This is a genomic window from Flavobacterium sp. 38 (genome assembly GCF_057799715.1).
This window is the reverse complement of record NZ_JBYNWZ010000003.1, coordinates 141,560-162,979: the sequence shown is the minus strand read 5'-3', so window position 1 is coordinate 162,979 and position 21,420 is coordinate 141,560. Positions and strand designations below refer to the sequence as shown.

Genomic DNA, 21,420 nt, shown 5'->3' with positions numbered 1-21,420 from the left:
TTTTTAGGCTTTAAGATTAGAAAACTTGCGGTACTGCGTTTTCTGGAGTATATTTATGTTTTATTTGAAAATACAAAAATAAGCTTTGATTATGAATTTTCAAGACTTTTTAAAATATGTTCCCAATATAATTCCAATAGAATTATCAGCAGTGACATCACACTTAAAAATGGCTCCCAAAGAGCGTATAGAGGGATTAAAAAATCTTGATATTGAAGGACTAAACGCTAGAATGGCGGGAGTAATGATGCTGTTTTATCCAAAACAGGAAAAAACACATCTGGTTTTGATCGTCAGAAATGCTTATGATGGAGTCCATTCGGCTCAGATTGCATTTCCAGGAGGAAAGTATGAAAAGGAAGATTTAAATTTTGAAACCACAGCACTTAGAGAAACACATGAAGAAATAGGGATTACGAGAGATAAAATAGAAATTATCAAACATTTCTCTCCAATGTATATTCCGCCAAGCAATTTTTTGGTGCATCCGTTTTTGGGAATTGCCAAAGAAGAACTTTCTTTTTATCCCGATGTGCGAGAAGTAGCCGGAATTATTGAATTGCCCATTTCTGTTTTTTTAAATGATGATATCATTATCGATGCCAGATTATCAACTTCTTATGGAGCAAATATTTTGGTTCCTGCCTTTAATATTCAAAATCATGTGGTTTGGGGAGCCACAGCAATGATTTTAAGTGAATTGCGAGATGTGCTGAAAGCTGCAATCGCGAAATAAATTTAGTAAAGTTTAGTTAACGATTTGATATTCATTTGGATAACTGCAAATCGTAGAAATTGTGTAAAAGTGTTGCTAAAAGAATAATTTTTGTATGTTTGCGAACTCACAAAAAATAAGACAAATTAGTTATGGGATTGTTTAAGCGAAATCCTTTTGGGCATATATTATTCATCAAGAAATGGTTAATCCGAGTTCTTGGTGCGATGACTCATAAGAGATATAGAGGTTTTAATGAATTGCAGATTGAAGGATCTGAAATTATTAAAACGCTTCCAGATACTAATGTTTTGTTTATTTCCAATCATCAAACTTATTTTGCAGACGTTGTAGCTATGTTTCACGTCTTTAATGCCAGTTTATCAGGACGTCAGGATACCATTAAGAATATTGGTTATTTATGGCAACCAAAAATGAACATTTATTATGTTGCGGCCAAAGAAACGATGCAAGCTGGATTATTGCCAAGAATTTTAGCCTATGTTGGAGCTATTACAGTTGAAAGAACTTGGCGCGCTAAAGGTGTCGATGTTACTGAAAAACGTGATGTAAACCCAAATGATACGGAAAATATCAGAATAGCGCTTGAAGATGGTTGGGTTATTACTTTTCCACAAGGAACTACAAAATCGTTTAAACCAGTTCGTAAAGGAACTGCACATATCATCAAACAGCACAAACCAATCGTTATTCCGATTGTAATTGATGGTTTCCGTCGCTCGTTTGACAAAAAAGGACTTCGACTAAAGAAAAAAGGAATTCTGCAATCTTTCATCATCAAAGAACCTCTTGATATTGATTATGAAAACGATACCATCGAGCAAATCGTAGAAAAAGTAGAATACGCAATCGAACAGCACCCTTCATTCTTAAAAGTTATTCCAGCTGAAGAAATAAAAGCGCAGGAAGAACTCAACAGATTGAGACAGTGGGAGTATTAGAATTTTAGATTGTTTTTTGTTTTGTTGAGTTAAAATGAAGCTCAACTTTACGCCCTTCGACTTCGCTCAGGGTAACAAATAAGTTTGTTTCAAGTTTAGGGTTTTTAGTTCAAAAAACTTTGTCCCTTTGTAACTCTGGACCTTTGTAACTTTGATTAAAAATCTATCTTCTTCAACTCTTTATAATTCGCGTATAATCTGCGTAAAAGCGTTCCGTAGATAACTCTGTAAAAACACCAGAACAATCCGAAGAAGCCTAAGATTACAAGAAACAAGATGCCGATTGTAACAAACATGGCTTTTCCGTTCATGGCTAGTTTATTTCTAAGAAATTCCATATCCGGATTGTATACAAAAGCAATAAAGAAGCTCAGAATCGCTGTAATTACAATCATTCCTAAGTTATACCATACGTAATACTGAACCGTTTTACGAGTCTTTAAAATAGCGCTCATCAGCGATTTTGTAGCTATTGTGGTAGAAATTGTTTTATAATTTTTATAAAAGATGTAAACAAAAATCAATACAACTATATAATTGAAATACGTTAGAAACTCTAAAGCAGTTACAATTTCAGGGTGATTCATTTTATGCAATACATCGTCTGTATTGATGAATAAATTCGAAAATGTCCAGAAAGAAATTTCCAAAATGCTAATAATCAAAATCCATTTTACAATAGAAGATGATTTTTTGTGAATCATTTTGTAAATCTCCGTTTCAGAAATTTGTTGAAAAGAAGCAGCGCTCTTTTGCCAGTCTTTTTTTAGTAAATCCAGTTCTTTCATAATAATTTTTAAGGATTTAGTATTTTTTTAAGTTTCCCCTTAATTCTGTTCATTTTCACGCGCGCATTCACTTCGCTGATCCCTAAGGTTTCAGCTATTTCTTGATAATCTTTGTCTTCTAAATACATAAAAACTAATGCCTTTTCAATGTCATTCAATTGATAAACTGCTTTATACATCAGTTTAATCTGTTCTTCTTCTTCATAATTGTAGTCAACATCTTTTACAAAATGCTGATGGTTTTCATAATCTACGGTCGAAATAGTTCTTTTGGTTTTTCGGTATAAGGTAATTGCTGTGTTTAAGGCAACACGATACGTCCAAGTCGAAAATTTACTGTCGCCTCTAAATTTTGGATAAGCTTTCCAAAGCTGAATGGTAATCTCTTGAAACAGATCTTTGTGAGCATCTTCGCCAGCAGTATATAATCTACAAATCTTGTGGATTATATTCTGATTTGCCTGCAGCTGCGCAACAAATGACTGTTCTAGATTTTCGCTCATATTTATATTAGTAGTTGTGAAATCATTTTTGTTACAGTTGAAAATGTTTTTTTTGCCACAGATTAAAAGATTTTATTGATTTTTTTTTGAAATGTTTTATAAATCCTTTCTAATCCTTTAATCTGTGGCGAAAAAACTAGAAATTTTTATCTCGATAATAATTAATCGTTAAATCTATGAACTTACTATAACTTTCGATTCCATCTTTTTGGTTGTTCGTTTTTAAAAAATTATCCCAAAGAAAGTGAAAACCTTCGTCTATAAACGTGTCGTATTTTTTCCAGAAATCTTGGCTTTCTTGATAGTTTTTTAAAATTCCAACGTGAACAGTTTTCTTCAACTGGTTAAATATCTTTTCATTTTTATATTTCCAAATTCCTAAACAATAACTTAAGGTAAAGCTGTATCCTGAATATTGATAATAAAGATTTTCGTTTTTAACAGAAGCCAAAACTCCAATAAAATTGCATTCACTTTCGCTTGCAAAACCAATCTGATGTGCCATTTCGTGAGATGTGGTTAGAGGAAAATTGTACATTGGTAATAAATAATTGATCTGAGCTTCGTTTGTAAACGGATTTAAATAACCGCCAAATCCCATATAAGTTAATGGAACGCTGAATAGTGATTTTTTTACGCTTAAAGTTTTGTATTTAAAATAGGGATGTTCTTTTGCTAAATTATCATAACCATTTAAAATCATCTTAAATGATTCTTTCTGCGAATACGGAAAAACAACTTTAGCACTATCGTTTTTTGTGATTTGAAATTGAACTTCATTTGTTTTTGCAATCAATCTTTTAGTAAAAGCTAATAGATCGGCATCGGTATATTCTCTTTTAATTTCCATTTTTTGGAAGAGAGGTTCGCGATAATAATTAAAAGCCCATAGCAGATGGAAGAAAAAGTAAAAAACAGAGATTTTGCCTAAGATGGTTAAAAGGTGATCTTTCCAATCTGTTTTCCAGGTTTTTCTAATTTTCCAAAACCAGCTGATAATAGAAATAAGTAAAAGGCCATAAATGATGTCGCCGACAGAAAAAGGAATTTTACCTAAAAGCATTCTTGAAAAATGAGAAATTCTAATGAATAAATTCTTGCTGTAAAAGCCTTCAACAAAATCGGGAAAGTAGGGAAGGATTTTATAAAAAATGATTTGGACAAGAAGAAATAAAGGTAAAACGTATTTTGATTTCACAGTAATTTTTTTGGATTCGTAAATATAAAAAGAAGTTAGCCACGAATTGCACGAATTTTCACTAATTGATTAATTAGATAAACTTTGGAACCATTATAATTTGTGCTAATTTGTGAAATTCGTGGCAAAAAAGCGTTAAACTTTGTAACTTTGAGGCTCTTAATTGTTAAACATCAAACAAAATATAATGAGTCAAGAAATTAGAAATCTGGAACCAAAAGCACTTTGGAACAAATTCGCAGATTTAAATGAAGTTCCGCGTCCATCGAAGAAAGAAGAGCGTGTAATTGAGTTTATGAAAAACTTTGGAAACAGCTTAGGTCTAGAAACTTTCGAAGATGAAATCAGAAACGTAATTATAAGAAAACCAGCGACTCCAGGAATGGAAAATCGTAAACCGATCGTAATGCAAGGGCATTTGGATATGGTGCATCAAAAAAATGCTGATACTATTTTTGATTTCGATACGCAAGGAATCGATATGTATGTTGATGGTGACTGGGTTCGCGCGCGTGGCACAACACTAGGTGCTGATAATGGATTAGGAGTAGCGACAATTATGGCTATTCTAGAAAGTAAAGATATTCCGCATCCTGCAATTGAAGCTTTGTTTACGATTGACGAAGAAACGGGAATGACAGGTGCTTTAAACCTAAAAGGCGGTATTCTTCAAGGCCAGATTTTATTGAACTTGGATACAGAAGAAGATGATGAAATTGATATTGGATGTGCTGGCGGAATTGATGTAACAGCAACTAGAACCTATCATGAAGAAGAAGTTCCAGAAGGTTCTGTTGGCTATACTATTACAGTTAAAGGCTTAAATGGCGGACATTCAGGAATGGATATTCATAAAGGTTTAGGAAATGCCAATAAAATAATGAATCGTTTATTATTTGATGCATTTGAGAATTTTGGTTTGCAAATCGTTGAAGTAAATGGAGGAAGTCTTAGAAATGCAATTCCGAGAGAAAGCGTTGCGAAAGTAATTATTTCTCAAATGTTTGATGAAGCGTATGTGTATGATATGCAGGAAATTATTTCTGATATCAAAGCAGAATACAAAACAACTGAGCCTAATTTGTCTATTGAAATCGTGAAAGGCGATTTGCCTGAAAAAGTAATGGATTTAGGAGTTCAGGAAGGGATTATCAGAGCGATTTATGCTGCTCAGAACGGAGTGTATAAAATGAGTGCAGATATGGCTGATTTGGTTGAAACGTCAAACAATATTGCTCGCGTAGTGATTAAAGATGGAGAAATCTTAGTAGGCTGCTTAACACGTTCTTCTGTTGAATCTTCAAAATTTGATTTGGCTAATTCATTGCGTTCTGCTTTTGAATTGGTTGGTTGCGAAGTAGAGCTTTCAGGTTCTTATCCAGGATGGACTCCAAACGTGAACTCTGAAATCTTAGAAGTTTTAAAAGATATTTACGAAAAACAAAATGGAGAACAACCAAAAGTTGTGGCTTGTCACGCAGGTTTAGAATGTGGAATTTTAGGAACAAATTATCCTGATATGGATATGATTTCTTTTGGACCAACTATTCACGGCGCACATTCTCCAGATGAAAGAGCAAGTATTTCTTCTGCTCAAAAATATTGGAAATTCGTTTTAGAAATTCTTTCTAATATACCAGTTAAATAGAGTGTTCAGTGTTCAGTTTTTTTAGTGTTCAGTCTAAAAAAGTGATTAGTGATTAAAGTATAAAAAAAGTGGCCATTGGCCACTTTTTTTGTTTTATAAGAGTTTGTTTTTAAAAGAACAGTAAAACACTGAACACTAAAAAAACACTGAACACTGATTACTAATTTCTCTTTAAGACTTTATATTGTTCGTAACAAGCGCTGATTGCATCCATAATCTGGAGATCATTTGCACTTTGAATGAAAGAATCAGAATAGTTGCAGCGATGCATGATTTCGGGGATTTCATCTTTGCTGATGCCTAATAATACGGCTACTGTTTCTCGGTCGTATTTCGATTCTAAAAGCGTTCGTACCGTATCGTCTTTTTTCATTTCCTTTAGTTTCTTGAGTTCTCTGGCATTTTTACCAAAAAAACCATAGAGTACGTCGGCGGGATTAAAAATAGATCCGAGGACTTTTCCGAAAGCATTTGGTGCGTATTCTCCAGCCTCGTAACCTTGAGTAAGTCCAGATATGCTATAACGATAGTTTTCTTTTGTTGGAATTAATTTAGAATCGATTTCAAGATAGCCTGTCAAAGAAAAAGGAGCAATAACAACTTCTTCCAAAGCAATTGCTTTTTCGGTAAGTTGAATTCTAGTCACTTTATTTTTTATCCAGTCATTTGTAACTCTGATTCTTAACGATTGAAATCCTAGAATAGAAAAATGTAGTGTATCGTTGACTTGAACATCAATTTCGAAATATCCTTTTTCGTCAGATTTTGCACCACGTACTTTATTGGTGTTAATGATGTTTACCCCAGAAAGCGGTTGCTTGCTGTCGTCATTAATAACATAACCTGATACTCTTTGTGGAACTGTTGGCTGTGTATCTTGCGTATCTTGCGCAAAACCAAGGTTGGCGAGAAGTGTAAAAAAGAAAACTGCGAAATATTTCATATCCTGATTTAAAGCTCTAAAAGTAGTAAATCGGGATTAAATATCTCATAGTCTTGGAATTTAATTATAAGAAAATTAACAAAGGCAGCAGTATTGCTTTTTTGAATTGCAAAACTCATTTAAAGACAATGAAATTCTAGTAAAAAAAATCCCAAATTCCAAGTATGTCTGGAATTTGGGATTTTGTATTTAAGAAATTGAATTATTAATCTCTTCTTGATCTTCTTGGTCTTGAGCTATCACCGAAGTTGTCTGAACGTCTTGGAGCTCTGTCTGAGCCACCTTCTGTTCTTGGAGCAGAACTTCTGAAACCGCCTTCTCTTCTTGAAGATGAGTTTCTGTCGCTTCTAAATCCTCCATCTCTTGAGCCACCATCACGTGAACCTCCGTCTCTTGAAGAATTTCTATCACTTCTAAATCCACCTTCACGTCTTGGAGCAAAGTTTCCGTCTCTTCTAGATCCAGAATCTCTTCTTCCGCCACGGTTGTTGTGGTCACGTCTTCCGCCACCATCATTTTTAGAAATCTCAACATTAATACGACGACCTTCTAATTGAACATTGTTTAAAACGTCCATTACTTTGTCTGTAAATTGTGGATCTGTGTTAAAGAAAGAGAAACCTTCTTTTACATCAACTTTAAAGATGTCATCACGACCTAAATCTAATGTTTCTTTCAGGTAATCTTTTAAAGACATCCAGTCGAAGTTGTCTCTTGAACCGATATTTACGAAATAACGAACTGCTCCGTTGTTGCTAAATTCTCTTGGTTCAGAATCTCCTCTTTCACGTCTGTCTGAAGATTGAGTAGAAATATCTCTGTTCTTTTTGTAATAAGCAATAAAACGGTTAAACTCTACTGAAACCATTTTCTTAATCAACTCTTCTTTAGATAAATCTTCCAAAACATTGTTGATTGCTGGTAAGTAGTTGTCAATTTCGTGATCAACCTCAGTATCTTTAATTTTGTTTGCTAAGTGCAATAACTGAATTTCGCAGATTTCAATTCCAGATGGAATAGTTTTTTCTTCAAATTTCTGTTTGATGATTCTTTCAATAGAAGAAATTTTACGTAATTCACTTTTTGTAACAATTACAATAGAAGTACCTAATTTTCCAGCTCTACCAGTACGTCCAGAACGGTGGTTGTACGTTTCAATTTCGTCAGGCAATTGATAGTTCACAACGTGAGTTACGTTATCAACGTCAATTCCACGTGCAGCAACGTCGGTTGCAACAAGCATTTGGATTTGTCTTCCACGGAAAGATTTCATTACACCATCACGTTGCGCTTGAGATAAATCTCCGTGTAACGCAGCGGCGCTATATCCATCTTCAATTAACTTTTCTGCAATAGCTTGCGTGTCTCTTTTTGTACGACAGAAAACTACAGAAAAAATGTCTGGATTAGCATCAGCTAAACGCTTTAAAGCTTCGTAACGATCACGAGCATTTACTAAGTAAAATTCGTGAGATACTGTAGAAGAACCAGAATTTTTAGTTCCTACAGTAATTTCTACTGGTTCGCTCATGAATTGTTTTGCAATTCTGGCAACCTCTTGCGGCATAGTTGCAGAGAACAACCATGTGCTTTTTTCATCTGGAGTATCTGATAAAATAGATACAATGTCTTCGTAGAATCCCATGTTTAACATTTCGTCTGCCTCATCAAGAACACAGTAATCTATGTTTTTAATGTTTACCAAACCTCTGTTAATCATGTCTTGCATTCTTCCTGGAGTTGCCACAATAATTTGTGCACCTCTCTTTATTTCTCTTGCTTGCTCTGTTATACTAGCTCCTCCGTAAACTGCTACCACATTAATACCTTTTTCGTATTTTGAGTAGTTTTTAAGTTCGTTAGTAATCTGTAAACATAACTCGCGAGTTGGCGATAAAACTAATGCTTGTGTATTTCTGTTGTCAGCATCAATTTTTTGGATTAGCGGAAAACCGAAAGCTGCCGTTTTCCCTGTCCCTGTTTGAGCCAACGCAACCATATCCGTGTCTTTTTCCAATAATAGGGGAATCGCCTTTTCCTGTACCTCTGACGGATTTTCAAATCCTAGATCTAAAATCGCCTTCAGTAACGATTCATTCAATCCTAATTGTTCAAATTTATTCATATGTGTTTTAAAATAGGGTGCAAAATTACTGTTAATTATTCAGATAAACTAATGCAGTTTTAATAATTATGCATTTGTTAAGAATTGATTATCAAAAAGTTACAGTTTTATTAAAATTATTTTTCAGATACAATGAAGAAATACGCTAAAAAACACGTCGTAAAATGTAAAATTTAGCGTCTAAAATGTTGTATTTTAAACAATTATTTTGTGGTGCTCAGAAAATCAATTAGTTGCTTAACAGCTTTTCCGCGATGACCTATAGTGTTTTTGGTTTCCAAAGGCAGTTCTGCAAAGGTTTCAGTAAAATTTTCAGGTTTAAAAATAGGATCATAACCAAAACCGTTTGTTCCCGTTTTTTCCTGTGTAATATTTCCTTTTGCAATTCCGGTAAACAAATATTGCTGCCCTTTTAAGTTTAGAGTGATAACGGTCTTGAACTGGGCGCTGCGATTTTCTTCATTTTTTAAAGCCTCCAAAAGCTTGTTCATATTATCATCTGCATTTTTTTGCTCGCCTGCATATCGGGCAGAATATACTCCAGGTTCTCCATTTAAAGCGTTTACTTCTAATCCCGTATCATCTGCAAAACAATCGTAGCCATATTTTTGAGTTACATAATCGGCTTTCAAAATGGCGTTTCCTTCAATAGTATCAGCAGTTTCTGGAATGTCTTCCAAACAGTTAATATCTTCTAAGCTTAATATTTTAATGCTTTCAGGAAGCATACTTTGAATTTCTGCGATTTTATTTTTGTTGTTTGAAGCGAAAACGAGTTTCATAGAATTAAAGTATTTAAATGATTTTCAACACAAATTTAGAATTCTTATATTTGATATGTTAGCTAAAATTCAAATAAATGCAATTATCAGTACTTTATAAAAAAATCTTGCCTTTTGTAAAGCCGTACAGAAAAATGGTAATCGCAACTTTACTGCTAACTTTTTTAGGATCGTTTGCAGCTCAGGTAAATGCTGTCATCTTAAAATATACTGTAGATACCATCAATAATTTAATGGTTGCTCATGAACCATTATCAAAAGGATTTCATTTACTCGGAATAATTAGCATTGTTTTGTTAACTAAAGAACTGGTCAATTCGGTAGTTCAGTTTGGACAAAAATTCTACGGAGAAAAACTCCGCATTTTTATCACTCGTGATATTTCTCAAACGATCGTCGAAAAAATTCTAAGCTACAGAATGGAATTTTATACCTCAGATGAAAATGAAAGCGGTAAACTGCAGACTAGAATAGATGCCGGAATTAGTAGTTTGACACGATTGGTTCAAAACTTTTTTATAGATATTCTCCCTCTTTTTGCAAATGCATTTGTGGCTTTGGTTATTATGTTTTATGCTAATGTGTATGTTGGCTTGGTGAGTTTATGCATTATTCCTATTTACTTTTACATTAGTCAGTTACAGGCAACGAAATTGAGCGGTTTTAGAAGAAGAATGCGTAATTATCGCGAAACAAAAAACAACGGAATCATCAGTTTAATCGAATCGATAACGGTTATAAAATCGTTTGTTCGTGAGCCTGCTGAAGCCGATCGTCATCAGAAAATTCAATTTGAAATGACCGAAAATCAGCTTGAAACGAGAAAAACGAGTTTTATTTTTGAGAGCATAAAAAGTTTTGTTGAACAGATTGGAGTGGTAATCATTATTATTCTGACAGCTTATTTTGTTTTGAATAATCAAATGACAATTGGAGCGATCATGTTTCATATTATGTTGTTTAATAATGTTTCGTCGCCAATTCGTCAATTGCATCGAATTTACGATGAAGTAAACGATGCTTTGATTTATTCTGAAGGTTTCTTTGATATTTTGGAAGCGGATAATGAAATTGAAACTACGGGAGATTTTATTCCAGAGAAAATTATCGGATTAATTGAAGTTAAAAATGTAGATTTTAAATATCCAAACGGCACTCAGGCACTTTATGATGTTAATTTTACGGTGAAACCAAACGAAACTACGGCATTAGTCGGATTAAGTGGAGCTGGAAAAAGTACGATTATTAATTTATTGGATAAATTTTATTTGCCTTCTTCGGGACAAATACTTTTGGATGGAAGAGATCTGAAAGATTACAACACCGATTTTCTTCGAAAAAATATTGGCTTGGTTCTACAGAAAAACCATATTTTTAAAGGTACAATCGCAGAAAATATTCTCTACGGAAATCCAGAAGCCACGCATGACGAAGTCATAGAAGCAGCAAAACAAGCCTATATTCACGAACAAGTTATTCAATTGCCAAAAGGCTACAATTCTGATGCGCATTTGCTTTCTGGCGGACAGCAGCAGCGTATTGCGATTGCAAGATTGTTTCTAAAAAATCCCCCCATAATATTTCTGGACGAACCAACCGCCAGTTTAGACGCTATTGCAACAGAGCAGATTAAAAAATCTTTGGATGCTATAAAGAAAGACAGAACCGTAATTATTATTTCGCACAGCATTTCGCAGATTATTGACGCTTCAAATATTGTGGTGCTAGAAAAAGGAAGATGTGTAGAAAAAGGAACACATGATCAATTGTATGATAATAAAGGAGTCTACTATCAAATATTTATGGCAATGGCCAATAGTTTAAACATCGAGAAAATTACGCAAACTTTCGATTGAAACTAAAAACAAATTTATCTACTGAAAAAGCAAATGCAATTCCGAAGGTATACGCTAGAATATCCGACCATAAAAATCCTTGTCCTAGAACATATCTACCAAAAAGTGTTTTTCTAAGTTCAATCATCCATTCTCCTTGATAAAGCTGTAAAAACTCAATGCAATAACAAATAAAAAGTGAAATTGCTGCTAAAAAGAAAAAGCTTTTTAGAGGGAAAATGATTCTAATCAGAAAGTAAATCATAACGGCATAAAGAAAATCGCCAATCCAGAGAGGGACAAATGAGATTTTTCTCGAAAGTATTCCCAAAATAATGACGCTCAGGAAAATTATAAGATAATAGATTCTTGGTTTGTTCAATTTGATTATTTTATAGAAACAAATCTACAATTCTTTTAGACAGTTTTGATGTGTCCACTTTGTCAAAGTTCCAAACTTTGACAAAGAGAAAATATTTTAGTAGGAGAAGTTTTTTAAGTCTATCCTGTTTTTTAGTCTGAGTTTTTTTGTCTGGCTGAGCGGAGTCGAAGCCTTACTAGTACTCATAACGTATTTCTATTTGTGTTTTTATTTTTTCAAAGCTTTGCTGACACTAAATGTTATAGAATAATTTCCTCGTTTTAAGTCTTCCTGAGCGGAGTCGAAGGACATGCTAGAAACTCGACAAAGAGAATCGACAATCTTTGCGGGGCTTCGACTCCGCTCAGCCTGACAAATGGCAATCTATTTGCAAATCTTTGCGTAGACGCACTGCTGTGCGTCTCTACAGAATATCTTTGCGTTTCTTTGCGGTAAAACTCGTCCTATATATTCTCAAAACACCTTTAATAGTACATTTTTGCGGTACAAAAAATACAAACACCCATCTACATTACTTTATTTCATAAATTTATCGGTTCAATTAACTCACTATCAAAATAACCACATGAAGGCAAAAATTTTTACCCTGATTGCAGCTTTGTTTCTTTTCTTAAATCAAGGCTATTCTCAAAAAGACAATTCGTTTAATATTAAAAAGCAATTGGATTATTGCGCAGAACAAGCATCAAAAACCTTAAAAGTAATTCCGAATGACGGAACTTCTCCGAGAACAGTTCCAAACGGAAGCAAAGAATGGAAATTTGTTGGCTACAAAGATTGGACAAGCGGATTCTGGCCTGGAGAATTGTGGTTTTTGTACGAAGCAACCAAAGATAAAAAATGGGAAAAGGAAGCCGATAAATTTAGCCGTTTTCTAACGCCATTGTCTGTTTCTAAAGCGGGAGATCACGATTTAGGTTTTCAGGTTTTTAATAGTTTTGGAAACGGGTATCGTTTGACAAAAAATCCAGAATACAAAGAGATCATTTTAAAAACTGCTGATACATTGGCAACACTTTTTAATCCGAAAGTGGAAACAATCCAGTCTTGGCCTCACAATAAAATGGGCGGTCACAATACCATTATTGATAATATGATGAATTTGGAGCTTTTGTTTTGGGCTTCAAAAAACGGAGGAAGCAAAAAACTATATGATATTGCTGTAAAACACGCCGAAACCACAATGGCAAATCATTTCAGACCAGATAATACTTCTTATCACGTAATTATTTATGATTTCGAAACGGGTAAAAAGATAAAAGGCAGAACCGCACAAGGTTATAGTGATGACAGTATGTGGGCGCGAGGGCAGGCGTGGGCTATTTATGGTTTTACAATGACTTACAGAGAAACAAAAGATCCTAAATTTTTAGATTTTACTCATAAATTAGCTCGTGTTTATTTGGATAAATTAACAACAGAAGATTTAATTCCTTATTGGGATTTTAATGCGCCAAATATTCCAAACGAACCAAGAGATGCTTCTGCTGCGGCAATTGTTTCTTCTGCACTTTTAGAATTAAGTTCGTACACAAAAGACAAAAATTTAAAAAAAGAATATTTAGCAAAAGCTAAAAAGATGATTGTTTCGCTTTCAGATCATTATCAAAGTCATGATGTTAATTCAGCATTTTTATTGCATTCAACGGGTCATAAACCTGCAGGAAGTGAGATCGATTGTTCTATAAATTACGCAGATTATTACTATCTTGAAGCACTTTTAAGACTTCAGAAACTAAAATAAAAGATTATGCTAAAGAAAATAAGCCCAATTGCATTTGCGGTAATCACAGTTTTAATGCTTGTAAGCTGTAAAAACACTAAACAAAAACTGCAAGAGTATGTTGTTACGTATAACAAAACGATAGCTCCAAGTTTTAGAGCAGATAATGTAACCCTTACTACAGCAAGAGGTTATATTAACGATGATAAGATCGAATTGCGTTTTGAAACCGATTTAGAGCAAAATGAAGCAAATAAATCGGCTGCAGTTATTTCTTTTCCGAAATTGATCAAAGGAATGATTGATAAAGATCAAGTTCCAAGACAATTGATTGAAGAAGGAGTTCAGTTTGATGTTTATTTTCTAGCAGATGATAATACAGTTCTAGACAAAGAAGTGCTAACTGGCGAATCTCTGAAAGATTTTTTGAAATAATGAGGTAAGTTTTACAGTAAAATAAACCGTTTTAATTCTTACATATTAAAAGTCTCTTTAAACTTTATTTAAAGAGACTTTTTTGTATTTGAACTAAAAGTAAAATCTAAAACAAACGTTTTTATTCTTACAATTTTTTCTTTTTTAAGTACATAATGAGTTTGTATTCAAATAATTATACAAGTGTTTTTTGTTACTGGGTGTTGTTTTTATGTTGTGAATTAGTTATGTTTGAGTTAAAAAATAACTATTAAACCAAAAAATTATGAAAAAAATTACCCAAATCGCATTTGCTGCTGCTTTTGCATTGTTTTTAGTTAGCTGTAAAAATACCAAGCAGAAAATCCAAGAACATGTAAGTAATTATAACAATTCTTCTTCTATAAAAGGAAGCGGTATTACGAGCACAACGGCAAAAGCTTTTCTAAATGAAAATAAAATCGAAATTAGGATTGAAACCAATTTAGAAGAAAATGATGCAAACAAATTAGCCTACAAAGAATCTTTTCCAGCTCTGTTAAAAGAAATGGTTAAAAACGATCAGATCTCTTCTTCGCTAATTGCAGAAGGAGTAAAGTTTGATGTTTATTTCTTGGCCTACAATAATGCTATTTTAGCACAAGAATTGGTAGATCAGGAAGAATTGGCAGTTTTGGAAGGAGCCGCGAGCCCAAATAAAGAAACGGCAAAATTATAGTTTTAAAAAAACCTCTTCATCTGAAGAGGTTTTTTTAATTTATGAGAACTGCGTAACGTTTTTCAAATTATCTGGGAAATATTGATCAGATAAATTGGCAAATTCGTCACCTCGCATGAAAATACTAATGTCTACGTCTGCAAAACTGCTTTTCCCTGCCGCAGCCAAAAGTTCATTTGCAGCATGAAGTGTATTTTTATGAAAGTGAAAAACTCGTTCAGACTTATCTGTTACGACCAAACCTTTCATCAGCATTTTATTTTGCGTTGCCACTCCAGTTGGACATTCGTTATTATGGCAGCGAAGCGCTTGAATACAGCCTAAAGAAAACATAAATCCTCTCGCACTGTTGCACATATCGGCTCCCAATGCAATTGCATGTAAAATAGAATAGCCAGAAATAATTTTCCCGCTTCCGATAATGCGCATTTTTTCACGAATCCCTAAACGGACTAAAGTTTTATTAACGAAAATTAATGCAGGTTCAAAAGGCATTCCAACACCATCTGCAAATTCTAGCGGAGCTGCTCCAGTTCCACCTTCTGCGCCGTCAACCGTTATAAAGTCTGGATAAATATCTTCGTTGATCATCTCTTGGCAGATCGCTTCAAATTCGGCAGTATTTCCAATACACAATTTAAATCCGATTGGTTTTCCGTTAGATAAATCGCGTAATTGTTTAACGAAATGAATCAATCCTTTCGCATCAGAAAAAGCATGATGACCGGGAGGCGAAAGAATTGTAGTATGCGGCTGCACGCCTCTAATTTTGGCAATCTGTTCGGTGTTTTTTGCCGCCGGTAATACACCTCCGTGACCCGGTTTTGCACCTTGCGAAAGTTTAATTTCGATCATCTTTACATTCGGAAGATTGGCTTTTGCAGAGAAATTTTCGGGACTAAAATTTCCTTCTGCATCACGGCATCCAAAATATCCCGTTCCGATCTGCCAAGTAATATCTCCGCCTCCTTCTAAATGATAATCGGTTAATCCTCCCTCTCCAGTATTCTGGTAGAAATTTCCTTTTTTTGCACCAAGGTTAATGGCACGAACGGCATGTTCGCTTAACGAACCAAAACTCATAGCCGAAACATTAAATAACGAAGCAGAGTAAGGCTGTTTACAATCTTTTCCGCCAACTAAAACGCGAGGAAGTTCCTCATTTACTTTTGCCGGAAAAATAGAATGCTTTATTCCTTCGTAATTTTCTGTGTTTAAGTTTAATTGTGTTCCAAAAGGAGTATTCGAATCAATATTTTTGGCTCTTTGGTATACTAAAGAACGCTGATTTCTAGAAAAAGGCTTTCCGTCTGTAGATCTTTCAATAAAATACTGTTGGATTTCAGGCGCAATCATTTCAAACAAATACCTGAAATAGCCCAAAACCGGAAAGTTTCGTAAAATAGCATGTTTCTTTTGCGAAGCATTGTAAACTCCAACAATCAATAAAAGAGGAATAATAAAAACGAGTAAATAACCGCGTCCAGTATAGTAGTAAATTGCAGCAACAATTAGAAACAATAAGAATCCGTAAATAAAGAATTTTTTTCTCATGTTTTTAAAAAATTAAATAGGTAATAAATGTAATCTTAGTTGAATCTTAAACGCACATAAACGTGTTTGATTCCTTTTTTGTCCGATTCTCTTTCGTCGATTTCTAAAATATCGGTCAATGATTTAAGCATCGGAGTCAGTTTAGAATAACCATAATTTCGAGGATCAAATTCAGGTTTTTTCTTCACAATCAAATTCCCGACATCTCCTAAAAATGCCCAGCCATCGTCGTCTTCAATGTCGGTAATGGTGTCTTCTATCAGTTCTATAGTCTGTTTATCTATTTTGTGAAGTGCCTTGTCCGAAGGTTTTTCTACAGGTTTTTTAGTATCAGCAGCGACTGCTTTTGGCTTTTTCTTTTGAGTGGCGCCGTCTAATACTTCAATATAAATAAATCGGTCGCAGGCAACAATAAACGAGTTTGGTGTTTTCTTTTCTCCAATACCAATCACTTTCATACCCGATTCGCGAAGTCTTATGGCAAGTCTTGTAAAATCGCTATCACTAGAAACAATGCAGAAACCGTCTAATTTGCCAGAATAAAGCAAGTCCATGGCATCAATAATCAAAGCAGAATCTGACGAATTTTTTCCAACTGTATAACTGTATTGCTGAATAGGAGTAATAGCATGTTCTAATAAAACGCCTTTCCAGCCATTTGCATTAGGTTTTGTCCAGTCGGCATAAATCCTTTTTGTGGTTGGCGTTCCTAATTTTGCAATTTCTTCCATCATACCTTTTACATTACTGTAAGGCACATTGTCTGCATCAATAAGAACTGCCAGTTTTAAATCTTTTGAATTGCTTAAAGGCATTATTTTAATATTTAAAATTAAATACTCTCAAAGTTAAAATTAAAATTGGTTTTTATAAGAATCCAATGCCGAATAAGTTTTTCAATTAGCACTAATTAGTTTCATTATAAATAATATTCAGTAGTTATAAAATTAATTAAAGATAAATTTGTCTTTTATATAAAACCTATATATCTTTGCTAAGAATAATTAAAGGATGTATGTTTTCAAAAGCGTGTGAATACGGAATAAGGGCTTCAATATTTATTGCAACCAAATCTTCAAAAGGGATTAGGGTTGGAATAAAAGATGTTGCAAAAGAAATCGATTCTCCAGAACCATTTACCGCCAAGATTATGCAGATTTTGACCAAAAATGGCATTATTCATTCGGCAAAAGGAGTAGGGGGCGGTTTCGAGGTTTCTCCAGAAGCATCAAAATCAATAAAATTAATTCAGATTGTAGATGCGATAGATGGAAATAAAATTTACAGCGGCTGCGGTATTGGTTTAAAAGAATGTTCAGAAGAGCATCCTTGTCCTGTTCATCATGAATTCAAGAAAATACGAGGTTTGCTTTTAGAAATGCTGACTAAAACTACTTTAGAACAACTCGCTTCAGACGTAAAATCGGGCGATTTCTTTTTAAAAACATTGAATATAAACGATTAATATTAAATAAATTATCTTAAAAATGAATACAAAAACCAAAATTTCACTATTAATCCTAATGGGATTTTTAACAATAACTTCTTGCGGTAAAAAAGAAACAGCTCCAGCAGATCAAACTGAGACAACTGAAACTTCTACAGAAGGAGAAGCAGCTCCTGTAACCCCAGCAGCAGAAGAAAATGTATTAGTTATTGAAGGAAATGATCAAATGCAGTTTAATACAAGTGAGTTGAAAGCGGTTGCAGGGAAACCAATCAAACTGACTTTAAAACATGTTGGAAAAATCCCTAAAGAAGCAATGGGACACAATTTAGTGATCTTACAAGAAGGAACAGATCAGTCAAACTTCGCTTTAAAAGCAAATGACGCTAAAGCAACTGACTATATTCCAGAATCTGAAAAAGCTTCAATTATTGCGCACACTAAATTATTAGGCGGTGGAGAAGAAGATACAATCGAGTTTACAATAGACAAAAAAGGCTCTTATCCGTTTATTTGCTCTTTCCCTGGCCACGTGGCTATGATGAAAGGTGTATTAATTGTTGAATAAAAAAACAAAATAAATACCACAGACTCCAATGTTTTAAGTTGGAGTTTTTTTTAAAACTAATAAAAGATAAAATTGTCTTTTATTTCAAATTCCCCCCAAGGAAATGAAAAGAGAAAAAAAATTATGGCTAATTTTTGCACTAGTGATGAGCATATCATTTGCAGTGCTTGGTTATTATGGTTACGAAATTTATCAGCAGGCACCCCCAGTACCGAAAGAAATAGTAACCGATTCAGGAAAAGTTGTTTTTAGCGAAAGCGAAATTAAAGACGGACAAAATATCTGGCAAAGTATAGGAGGCCAGGAAGTGGGATCTATCTGGGGACACGGCGCCTATGTGGCCCCAGACTGGACCGCAGATTGGCTGCATAGAGAGGCACGTTTTATACTGGATATTTATGCAAAAAAGGATTTTAATAAGAAGTATGCCGAGTTGGATGCCGAAAAACAATCGGCTCTGAAGATTCGTCTGCAGCAGGATGTGCGAACAAATCGTTACAATGCCGAAACAGGTGTTCTTACTATTTCTGAAAACCGTTTGGCTGCGATTGAATATTTAAGCGAATATTATAAAGGTCTTTTTACGAATGATCCAAAATTTGATAAACTGAGAGGCGACTATGCAATTCCTAAAAACTCTATTACAGATGTAGATAGAATGCATAAAATGAATGCCTTTTTCTTCTGGGCGACTTGGGCAACAGTAACCAATCGACCTGACGGAAATATTTCATATACACACAACTGGCCTTCAGACGAATTGGTTGGAAATGTTGCAACCACAGAACTTTTGGCTTGGTCTGGAGTAAGTATCATTTTGTTGATTTTGAGTGTCGGAATCTTAGTTTTCTATCATGCAAAATCAGGAGAGGAAGAAGAATTTCCGCTGCCAAAAGAAGATCCGATTATCAAACAAGGCAAAACCAAATCGATGGGATTGGTAACCAAATATTTCTGGATTGTAAGTTTACTGATGGTGCTGCAAATGGTGTTCGGAATTATAACGGCGCATTATGGAGTTGAAGGAAATGGACTCTACGGAATCCCAATTGATAAAATTCTGCCGTATGCCGTAACGCGTACCTGGCATACGCAATTGGCTATTTTCTGGATTGCAACAGCTTGGCTGGCAACAGGATTATATATTGCTCCAGCAGTTTCTGGTAAAGATCCTAAGTTTCAATGTTTTGGCATTAACTTCCTGTTCATTGCTTTATTGATTATTGTTTTAGGTTCAATGGTCGGACAATGGTTTGGAGTAATGCAAAAACTGAATTTAGTTCAAAATTTCTGGTTTGGGCATCAAGGTTACGAATATGTTGATTTAGGTCGTTTCTGGCAAATTTTCCTTTTGGTAGGACTGTTTTTATGGCTGGCTTTAATGATTCGTCCGTTGCTTCCAGTTTTAAAGAAAAAAACAGAAGAGAAAAACCTAATCATATTGTTCTTAGTTTCTTGTACTGCAATCGCAATGTTTTACGGAGCCGGATTAATGTGGGGAAGACAAACCAATTTAGCCATTGCAGAATATTGGAGATGGTGGGTTGTTCACCTTTGGGTTGAAGGTTTCTTCGAAGTATTTGCAACTGTTGTAATTGCCTTTTTATTTGTTCGCTTAGGATTATTAAAAACCAAAACAGCGACTTTAAATGTGTTGTTTGCCACCATTATTTTTATGGCTGGAGGAATTTTAGGAACATTCCACCACCTGTATTTCTCTGGAACACCAACGGCGATTATGGCATTAGGAGCAACTTTTAGTGCTTTAGAAGTGGTTCCGCTGACTTTAATTGGATTTGAAGCGTATCAAAATTATAAACTGTCAAAATCAACAAAATGGATAGCCGATTACAAATGGCCAATTTATTTTATGATTTCTGTAGCATTCTGGAATTTCCTTGGAGCAGGAATCTTCGGATTCATTATTAATCCGCCAATAGCACTGTATTATGTGCAAGGATTAAATACAACGCCTTTACATGGACATACGGCTTTGTTTGGAGTTTACGGAATGTTAGGAATTGGTCTCGTATTATTTGTACTAAGAAGTTTATACCGAAATGTAAGCTGGAATACCAAACTGCTTAGTATTACTTTCTGGTCTTTGAATATTGGTTTATTTCTGATGGCCATTCTAAGCCTTCTTCCAATTGGAGTTTGGCAAGCAATTGAAAGTATTAATCATGGAATGTGGTACGCGCGTTCATCAGAATTAATGCAACAGCCTGCAATGATTACCTTAAAGTGGCTTCGTGCCATCGGAGATTCGATTTTCGGAATCGGGTTCATTACTATGGCCTGGTTTGTATTTGAACTCACATTAAAAAACAAAAAATAAAACACAAAACTTAAAAAATGATTATCATGGAAAATTTAAAAAACAAAACAATTGGATCATTTGTAGCTGAAGATTTTAGAACAGCTGCAGTATTTTCTAAATACAAAATAGATTTTTGCTGTAAAGGAAACCGAACAGTTACCGAAGTTTGCGAAAAACAAAATATTGACGCAGATGCATTATTAGAAAATGTTCTACAGGTTGCACAATCAGAAAATAACGGAAACATTGATTTCAATTCTTGGCCTTTAGATTTATTGGCAGATTATATCGAGAAAACACATCATCGTTATGTGGAAGAAAAAACGAACGTAATTCTTCCGTTTTTAGATAAATTATGTAAAGTTCATGGAGCAAATCATCCAGAATTATTTAAAATAAATGAATTGTTTATTGGGTGTGCAGGTGAATTGTCTCAGCATATGAAAAAAGAAGAATTGGTTCTGTTTCCATTTGTGAAAAGAATGGTGAAAACGAAAGAATCTGATGGAATTTTATCGCAACCATCTTTCGGAACGGTTTCTAATCCGATTGCGATGATGATGAACGAACATGATAATGAAGGAGAGCGTTTTAGAGAAATTGCTGCTTTAACCAATAATTATAATCCGCCGGCAGATGCTTGTACCACTTACCGAGTAACTTTTGCCATGCTGAAAGAGTTCGAAGCAGATTTGCATAAACACATTCATTTGGAAAATAATATCTTGTTTCCAAAAGCAGTTCTTCTTGAAAAAGATTTTGTTGAAGTAGAATAAAGGTTAATTTAATAGTTGG

General features: G+C 34.3%; 20 protein-coding genes. 11 read left to right on the top strand and 9 right to left on the bottom strand.

Features of this window, described 5'->3' with window-relative positions:
- The first annotated feature begins 91 nt into the window (after positions 1–91).
- Together AC3E9W_RS09455 and AC3E9W_RS09450 are read left to right on the top strand one after the other, a co-directional pair.
- Entirely contained in the window at positions 92–736 is a 645-nt protein-coding gene (locus AC3E9W_RS09455; RefSeq protein WP_488768159.1) for an NUDIX hydrolase, read from the top strand.
- A 131-nt stretch (positions 737–867) separates the two neighbouring features.
- Complete coding sequence (locus tag AC3E9W_RS09450; protein WP_306156643.1) at positions 868–1,677, top strand: lysophospholipid acyltransferase family protein; 810 nt, start codon at positions 868–870, stop codon at positions 1,675–1,677.
- A gap of 155 nt (positions 1,678–1,832) precedes the next feature.
- On the opposite strand, the gene AC3E9W_RS09445 is transcribed toward AC3E9W_RS09450, so the two are convergent.
- From AC3E9W_RS09445 to AC3E9W_RS09435, 3 genes are all read right to left on the bottom strand, one after another.
- The gene (locus AC3E9W_RS09445; RefSeq protein ID WP_456893469.1) at positions 1,833–2,465 is read right to left on the bottom strand and encodes a DUF8845 family protein; all 633 of its coding nucleotides are present in this window, start codon (positions 2,463–2,465) and stop codon (positions 1,833–1,835) included.
- An 8-nt stretch (positions 2,466–2,473) separates the two neighbouring features.
- Positions 2,474–2,968, bottom strand: coding sequence for an RNA polymerase sigma factor (locus tag AC3E9W_RS09440; RefSeq protein WP_008462500.1), 495 nt, complete (start codon positions 2,966–2,968; stop codon positions 2,474–2,476).
- Between the two features lie 136 nt (positions 2,969–3,104).
- On the bottom strand, positions 3,105–4,166 hold the full coding sequence (locus tag AC3E9W_RS09435; protein WP_488768158.1) for a DUF3810 domain-containing protein: 1,062 nt from the start codon (positions 4,164–4,166) through the stop codon (positions 3,105–3,107).
- A 187-nt stretch (positions 4,167–4,353) separates the two neighbouring features.
- On the opposite strand from AC3E9W_RS09435, the gene AC3E9W_RS09430 reads away from it, so the two are divergent.
- Positions 4,354–5,814 (top strand): aminoacyl-histidine dipeptidase, encoded by a 1,461-nt coding sequence (locus tag AC3E9W_RS09430; RefSeq protein ID WP_488768157.1) that lies wholly within the window; start codon positions 4,354–4,356, stop codon positions 5,812–5,814.
- Between the two features lie 160 nt (positions 5,815–5,974).
- On the opposite strand, the gene AC3E9W_RS09425 is transcribed toward AC3E9W_RS09430, so the two are convergent.
- From AC3E9W_RS09425 to AC3E9W_RS09415, 3 genes are all read right to left on the bottom strand, one after another.
- Positions 5,975–6,757 carry a carboxypeptidase-like regulatory domain-containing protein gene (locus AC3E9W_RS09425; RefSeq protein WP_306156629.1) on the bottom strand — a complete coding sequence of 261 codons (783 nt, stop codon included), beginning with the start codon at positions 6,755–6,757 and terminating at the stop codon, positions 5,975–5,977.
- 205 nt (positions 6,758–6,962) lie between these two features.
- Positions 6,963–8,882 carry a DEAD/DEAH box helicase gene (locus AC3E9W_RS09420; RefSeq protein WP_306156628.1) on the bottom strand — a complete coding sequence of 640 codons (1,920 nt, stop codon included), beginning with the start codon at positions 8,880–8,882 and terminating at the stop codon, positions 6,963–6,965.
- Positions 8,883–9,085: 203 nt separating this feature from the next.
- On the bottom strand, positions 9,086–9,664 hold the full coding sequence (locus AC3E9W_RS09415; protein WP_488768156.1) for a non-canonical purine NTP diphosphatase: 579 nt from the start codon (positions 9,662–9,664) through the stop codon (positions 9,086–9,088).
- Positions 9,665–9,741: 77 nt separating this feature from the next.
- On the opposite strand from AC3E9W_RS09415, the gene AC3E9W_RS09410 reads away from it, so the two are divergent.
- On the top strand, positions 9,742–11,520 hold the full coding sequence (locus tag AC3E9W_RS09410) for an ABC transporter ATP-binding protein (RefSeq protein WP_488768155.1): 1,779 nt from the start codon (positions 9,742–9,744) through the stop codon (positions 11,518–11,520).
- Here AC3E9W_RS09410 and AC3E9W_RS09405 read toward each other — a convergent pair.
- Complete coding sequence (locus AC3E9W_RS09405) at positions 11,501–11,881, bottom strand: ribosomal maturation YjgA family protein (RefSeq protein ID WP_488768154.1); 381 nt, start codon at positions 11,879–11,881, stop codon at positions 11,501–11,503. The genes AC3E9W_RS09410 and AC3E9W_RS09405 overlap by 20 nt on opposite strands.
- A 565-nt stretch (positions 11,882–12,446) precedes the next feature.
- Here AC3E9W_RS09405 and AC3E9W_RS09400 point away from each other — a divergent pair.
- From AC3E9W_RS09400 to AC3E9W_RS09390, 3 genes are all read left to right on the top strand, one after another.
- Positions 12,447–13,625 (top strand): glycoside hydrolase family 88 protein, encoded by a 1,179-nt coding sequence (locus AC3E9W_RS09400; protein ID WP_488768153.1) that lies wholly within the window; start codon positions 12,447–12,449, stop codon positions 13,623–13,625.
- 6 nt (positions 13,626–13,631) lie between these two features.
- A complete protein-coding gene (locus tag AC3E9W_RS09395; protein ID WP_488768152.1) occupies positions 13,632–14,039 on the top strand; it encodes a hypothetical protein in 408 nt (135 codons plus the stop codon).
- Between the two features lie 265 nt (positions 14,040–14,304).
- Positions 14,305–14,736 (top strand): hypothetical protein, encoded by a 432-nt coding sequence (locus AC3E9W_RS09390; RefSeq protein WP_488768151.1) that lies wholly within the window; start codon positions 14,305–14,307, stop codon positions 14,734–14,736.
- 39 nt (positions 14,737–14,775) lie between these two features.
- Here the strand turns inward: AC3E9W_RS09390 and AC3E9W_RS09385 are convergent, their stop codons facing one another.
- A complete protein-coding gene (locus tag AC3E9W_RS09385) occupies positions 14,776–16,290 on the bottom strand; it encodes an FMN-binding glutamate synthase family protein (protein ID WP_488768150.1) in 1,515 nt (504 codons plus the stop codon).
- Between the two features lie 35 nt (positions 16,291–16,325).
- Entirely contained in the window at positions 16,326–17,105 is a 780-nt protein-coding gene (locus AC3E9W_RS09380) for an NYN domain-containing protein (protein WP_306156613.1), read from the bottom strand.
- Positions 17,106–17,305: 200 nt separating this feature from the next.
- On the opposite strand from AC3E9W_RS09380, the gene AC3E9W_RS09375 reads away from it, so the two are divergent.
- From AC3E9W_RS09375 to ric, 4 genes are all read left to right on the top strand, one after another.
- On the top strand, positions 17,306–17,755 hold the full coding sequence (locus tag AC3E9W_RS09375) for an RrF2 family transcriptional regulator (RefSeq protein ID WP_306157028.1): 450 nt from the start codon (positions 17,306–17,308) through the stop codon (positions 17,753–17,755).
- Positions 17,756–17,777: 22 nt separating this feature from the next.
- Positions 17,778–18,305, top strand: a complete 528-nt coding sequence (gene azu, locus AC3E9W_RS09370) for an azurin (protein ID WP_306156611.1) — start codon at positions 17,778–17,780, stop codon at positions 18,303–18,305.
- Positions 18,306–18,408: 103 nt separating this feature from the next.
- On the top strand, positions 18,409–20,643 hold the full coding sequence (locus AC3E9W_RS09365; RefSeq protein WP_488768149.1) for a nitric-oxide reductase large subunit: 2,235 nt from the start codon (positions 18,409–18,411) through the stop codon (positions 20,641–20,643).
- Positions 20,644–20,669: 26 nt separating this feature from the next.
- Positions 20,670–21,401 (top strand): iron-sulfur cluster repair di-iron protein, encoded by a 732-nt coding sequence (gene ric / locus AC3E9W_RS09360; RefSeq protein WP_456893443.1) that lies wholly within the window; start codon positions 20,670–20,672, stop codon positions 21,399–21,401.
- Positions 21,402–21,420: the final 19 nt, after the last annotated feature.

Excerpts from the sequence above, each read along its gene's own strand:
- AC3E9W_RS09390 (WP_488768151.1), top strand. The coding sequence starts at position 14,305 with ATGAAAAAAATTACCCAAATCGCATTTGCTGCTGCTTTTGCATTGTTT.
- AC3E9W_RS09410 (WP_488768155.1), top strand. The coding sequence starts at position 9,742 with ATGCAATTATCAGTACTTTATAAAAAAATCTTGCCTTTTGTAAAGCCG.
- AC3E9W_RS09445 (WP_456893469.1), bottom strand. The coding sequence starts at position 2,465 with ATGAAAGAACTGGATTTACTAAAAAAAGACTGGCAAAAGAGCGCTGCT.
- AC3E9W_RS09400 (WP_488768153.1), top strand. The coding sequence starts at position 12,447 with ATGAAGGCAAAAATTTTTACCCTGATTGCAGCTTTGTTTCTTTTCTTA.
- AC3E9W_RS09395 (WP_488768152.1), top strand. The coding sequence starts at position 13,632 with ATGCTAAAGAAAATAAGCCCAATTGCATTTGCGGTAATCACAGTTTTA.
- AC3E9W_RS09425 (WP_306156629.1), bottom strand. The coding sequence starts at position 6,757 with ATGAAATATTTCGCAGTTTTCTTTTTTACACTTCTCGCCAACCTTGGT.
- AC3E9W_RS09385 (WP_488768150.1), bottom strand. The coding sequence starts at position 16,290 with ATGAGAAAAAAATTCTTTATTTACGGATTCTTATTGTTTCTAATTGTT.
- AC3E9W_RS09365 (WP_488768149.1), top strand. The coding sequence starts at position 18,409 with ATGAAAAGAGAAAAAAAATTATGGCTAATTTTTGCACTAGTGATGAGC.
- AC3E9W_RS09450 (WP_306156643.1), top strand. The coding sequence starts at position 868 with ATGGGATTGTTTAAGCGAAATCCTTTTGGGCATATATTATTCATCAAG.
- AC3E9W_RS09415 (WP_488768156.1), bottom strand. The coding sequence starts at position 9,664 with ATGAAACTCGTTTTCGCTTCAAACAACAAAAATAAAATCGCAGAAATT.
- AC3E9W_RS09380 (WP_306156613.1), bottom strand. The coding sequence starts at position 17,105 with ATGCCTTTAAGCAATTCAAAAGATTTAAAACTGGCAGTTCTTATTGAT.
- azu (WP_306156611.1), top strand. The coding sequence starts at position 17,778 with ATGAATACAAAAACCAAAATTTCACTATTAATCCTAATGGGATTTTTA.
- AC3E9W_RS09420 (WP_306156628.1), bottom strand. The coding sequence starts at position 8,882 with ATGAATAAATTTGAACAATTAGGATTGAATGAATCGTTACTGAAGGCG.
- AC3E9W_RS09440 (WP_008462500.1), bottom strand. The coding sequence starts at position 2,968 with ATGAGCGAAAATCTAGAACAGTCATTTGTTGCGCAGCTGCAGGCAAAT.
- AC3E9W_RS09455 (WP_488768159.1), top strand. The coding sequence starts at position 92 with ATGAATTTTCAAGACTTTTTAAAATATGTTCCCAATATAATTCCAATA.
- AC3E9W_RS09375 (WP_306157028.1), top strand. The coding sequence starts at position 17,306 with ATGTTTTCAAAAGCGTGTGAATACGGAATAAGGGCTTCAATATTTATT.
- ric (WP_456893443.1), top strand. The coding sequence starts at position 20,670 with ATGGAAAATTTAAAAAACAAAACAATTGGATCATTTGTAGCTGAAGAT.
- AC3E9W_RS09430 (WP_488768157.1), top strand. The coding sequence starts at position 4,354 with ATGAGTCAAGAAATTAGAAATCTGGAACCAAAAGCACTTTGGAACAAA.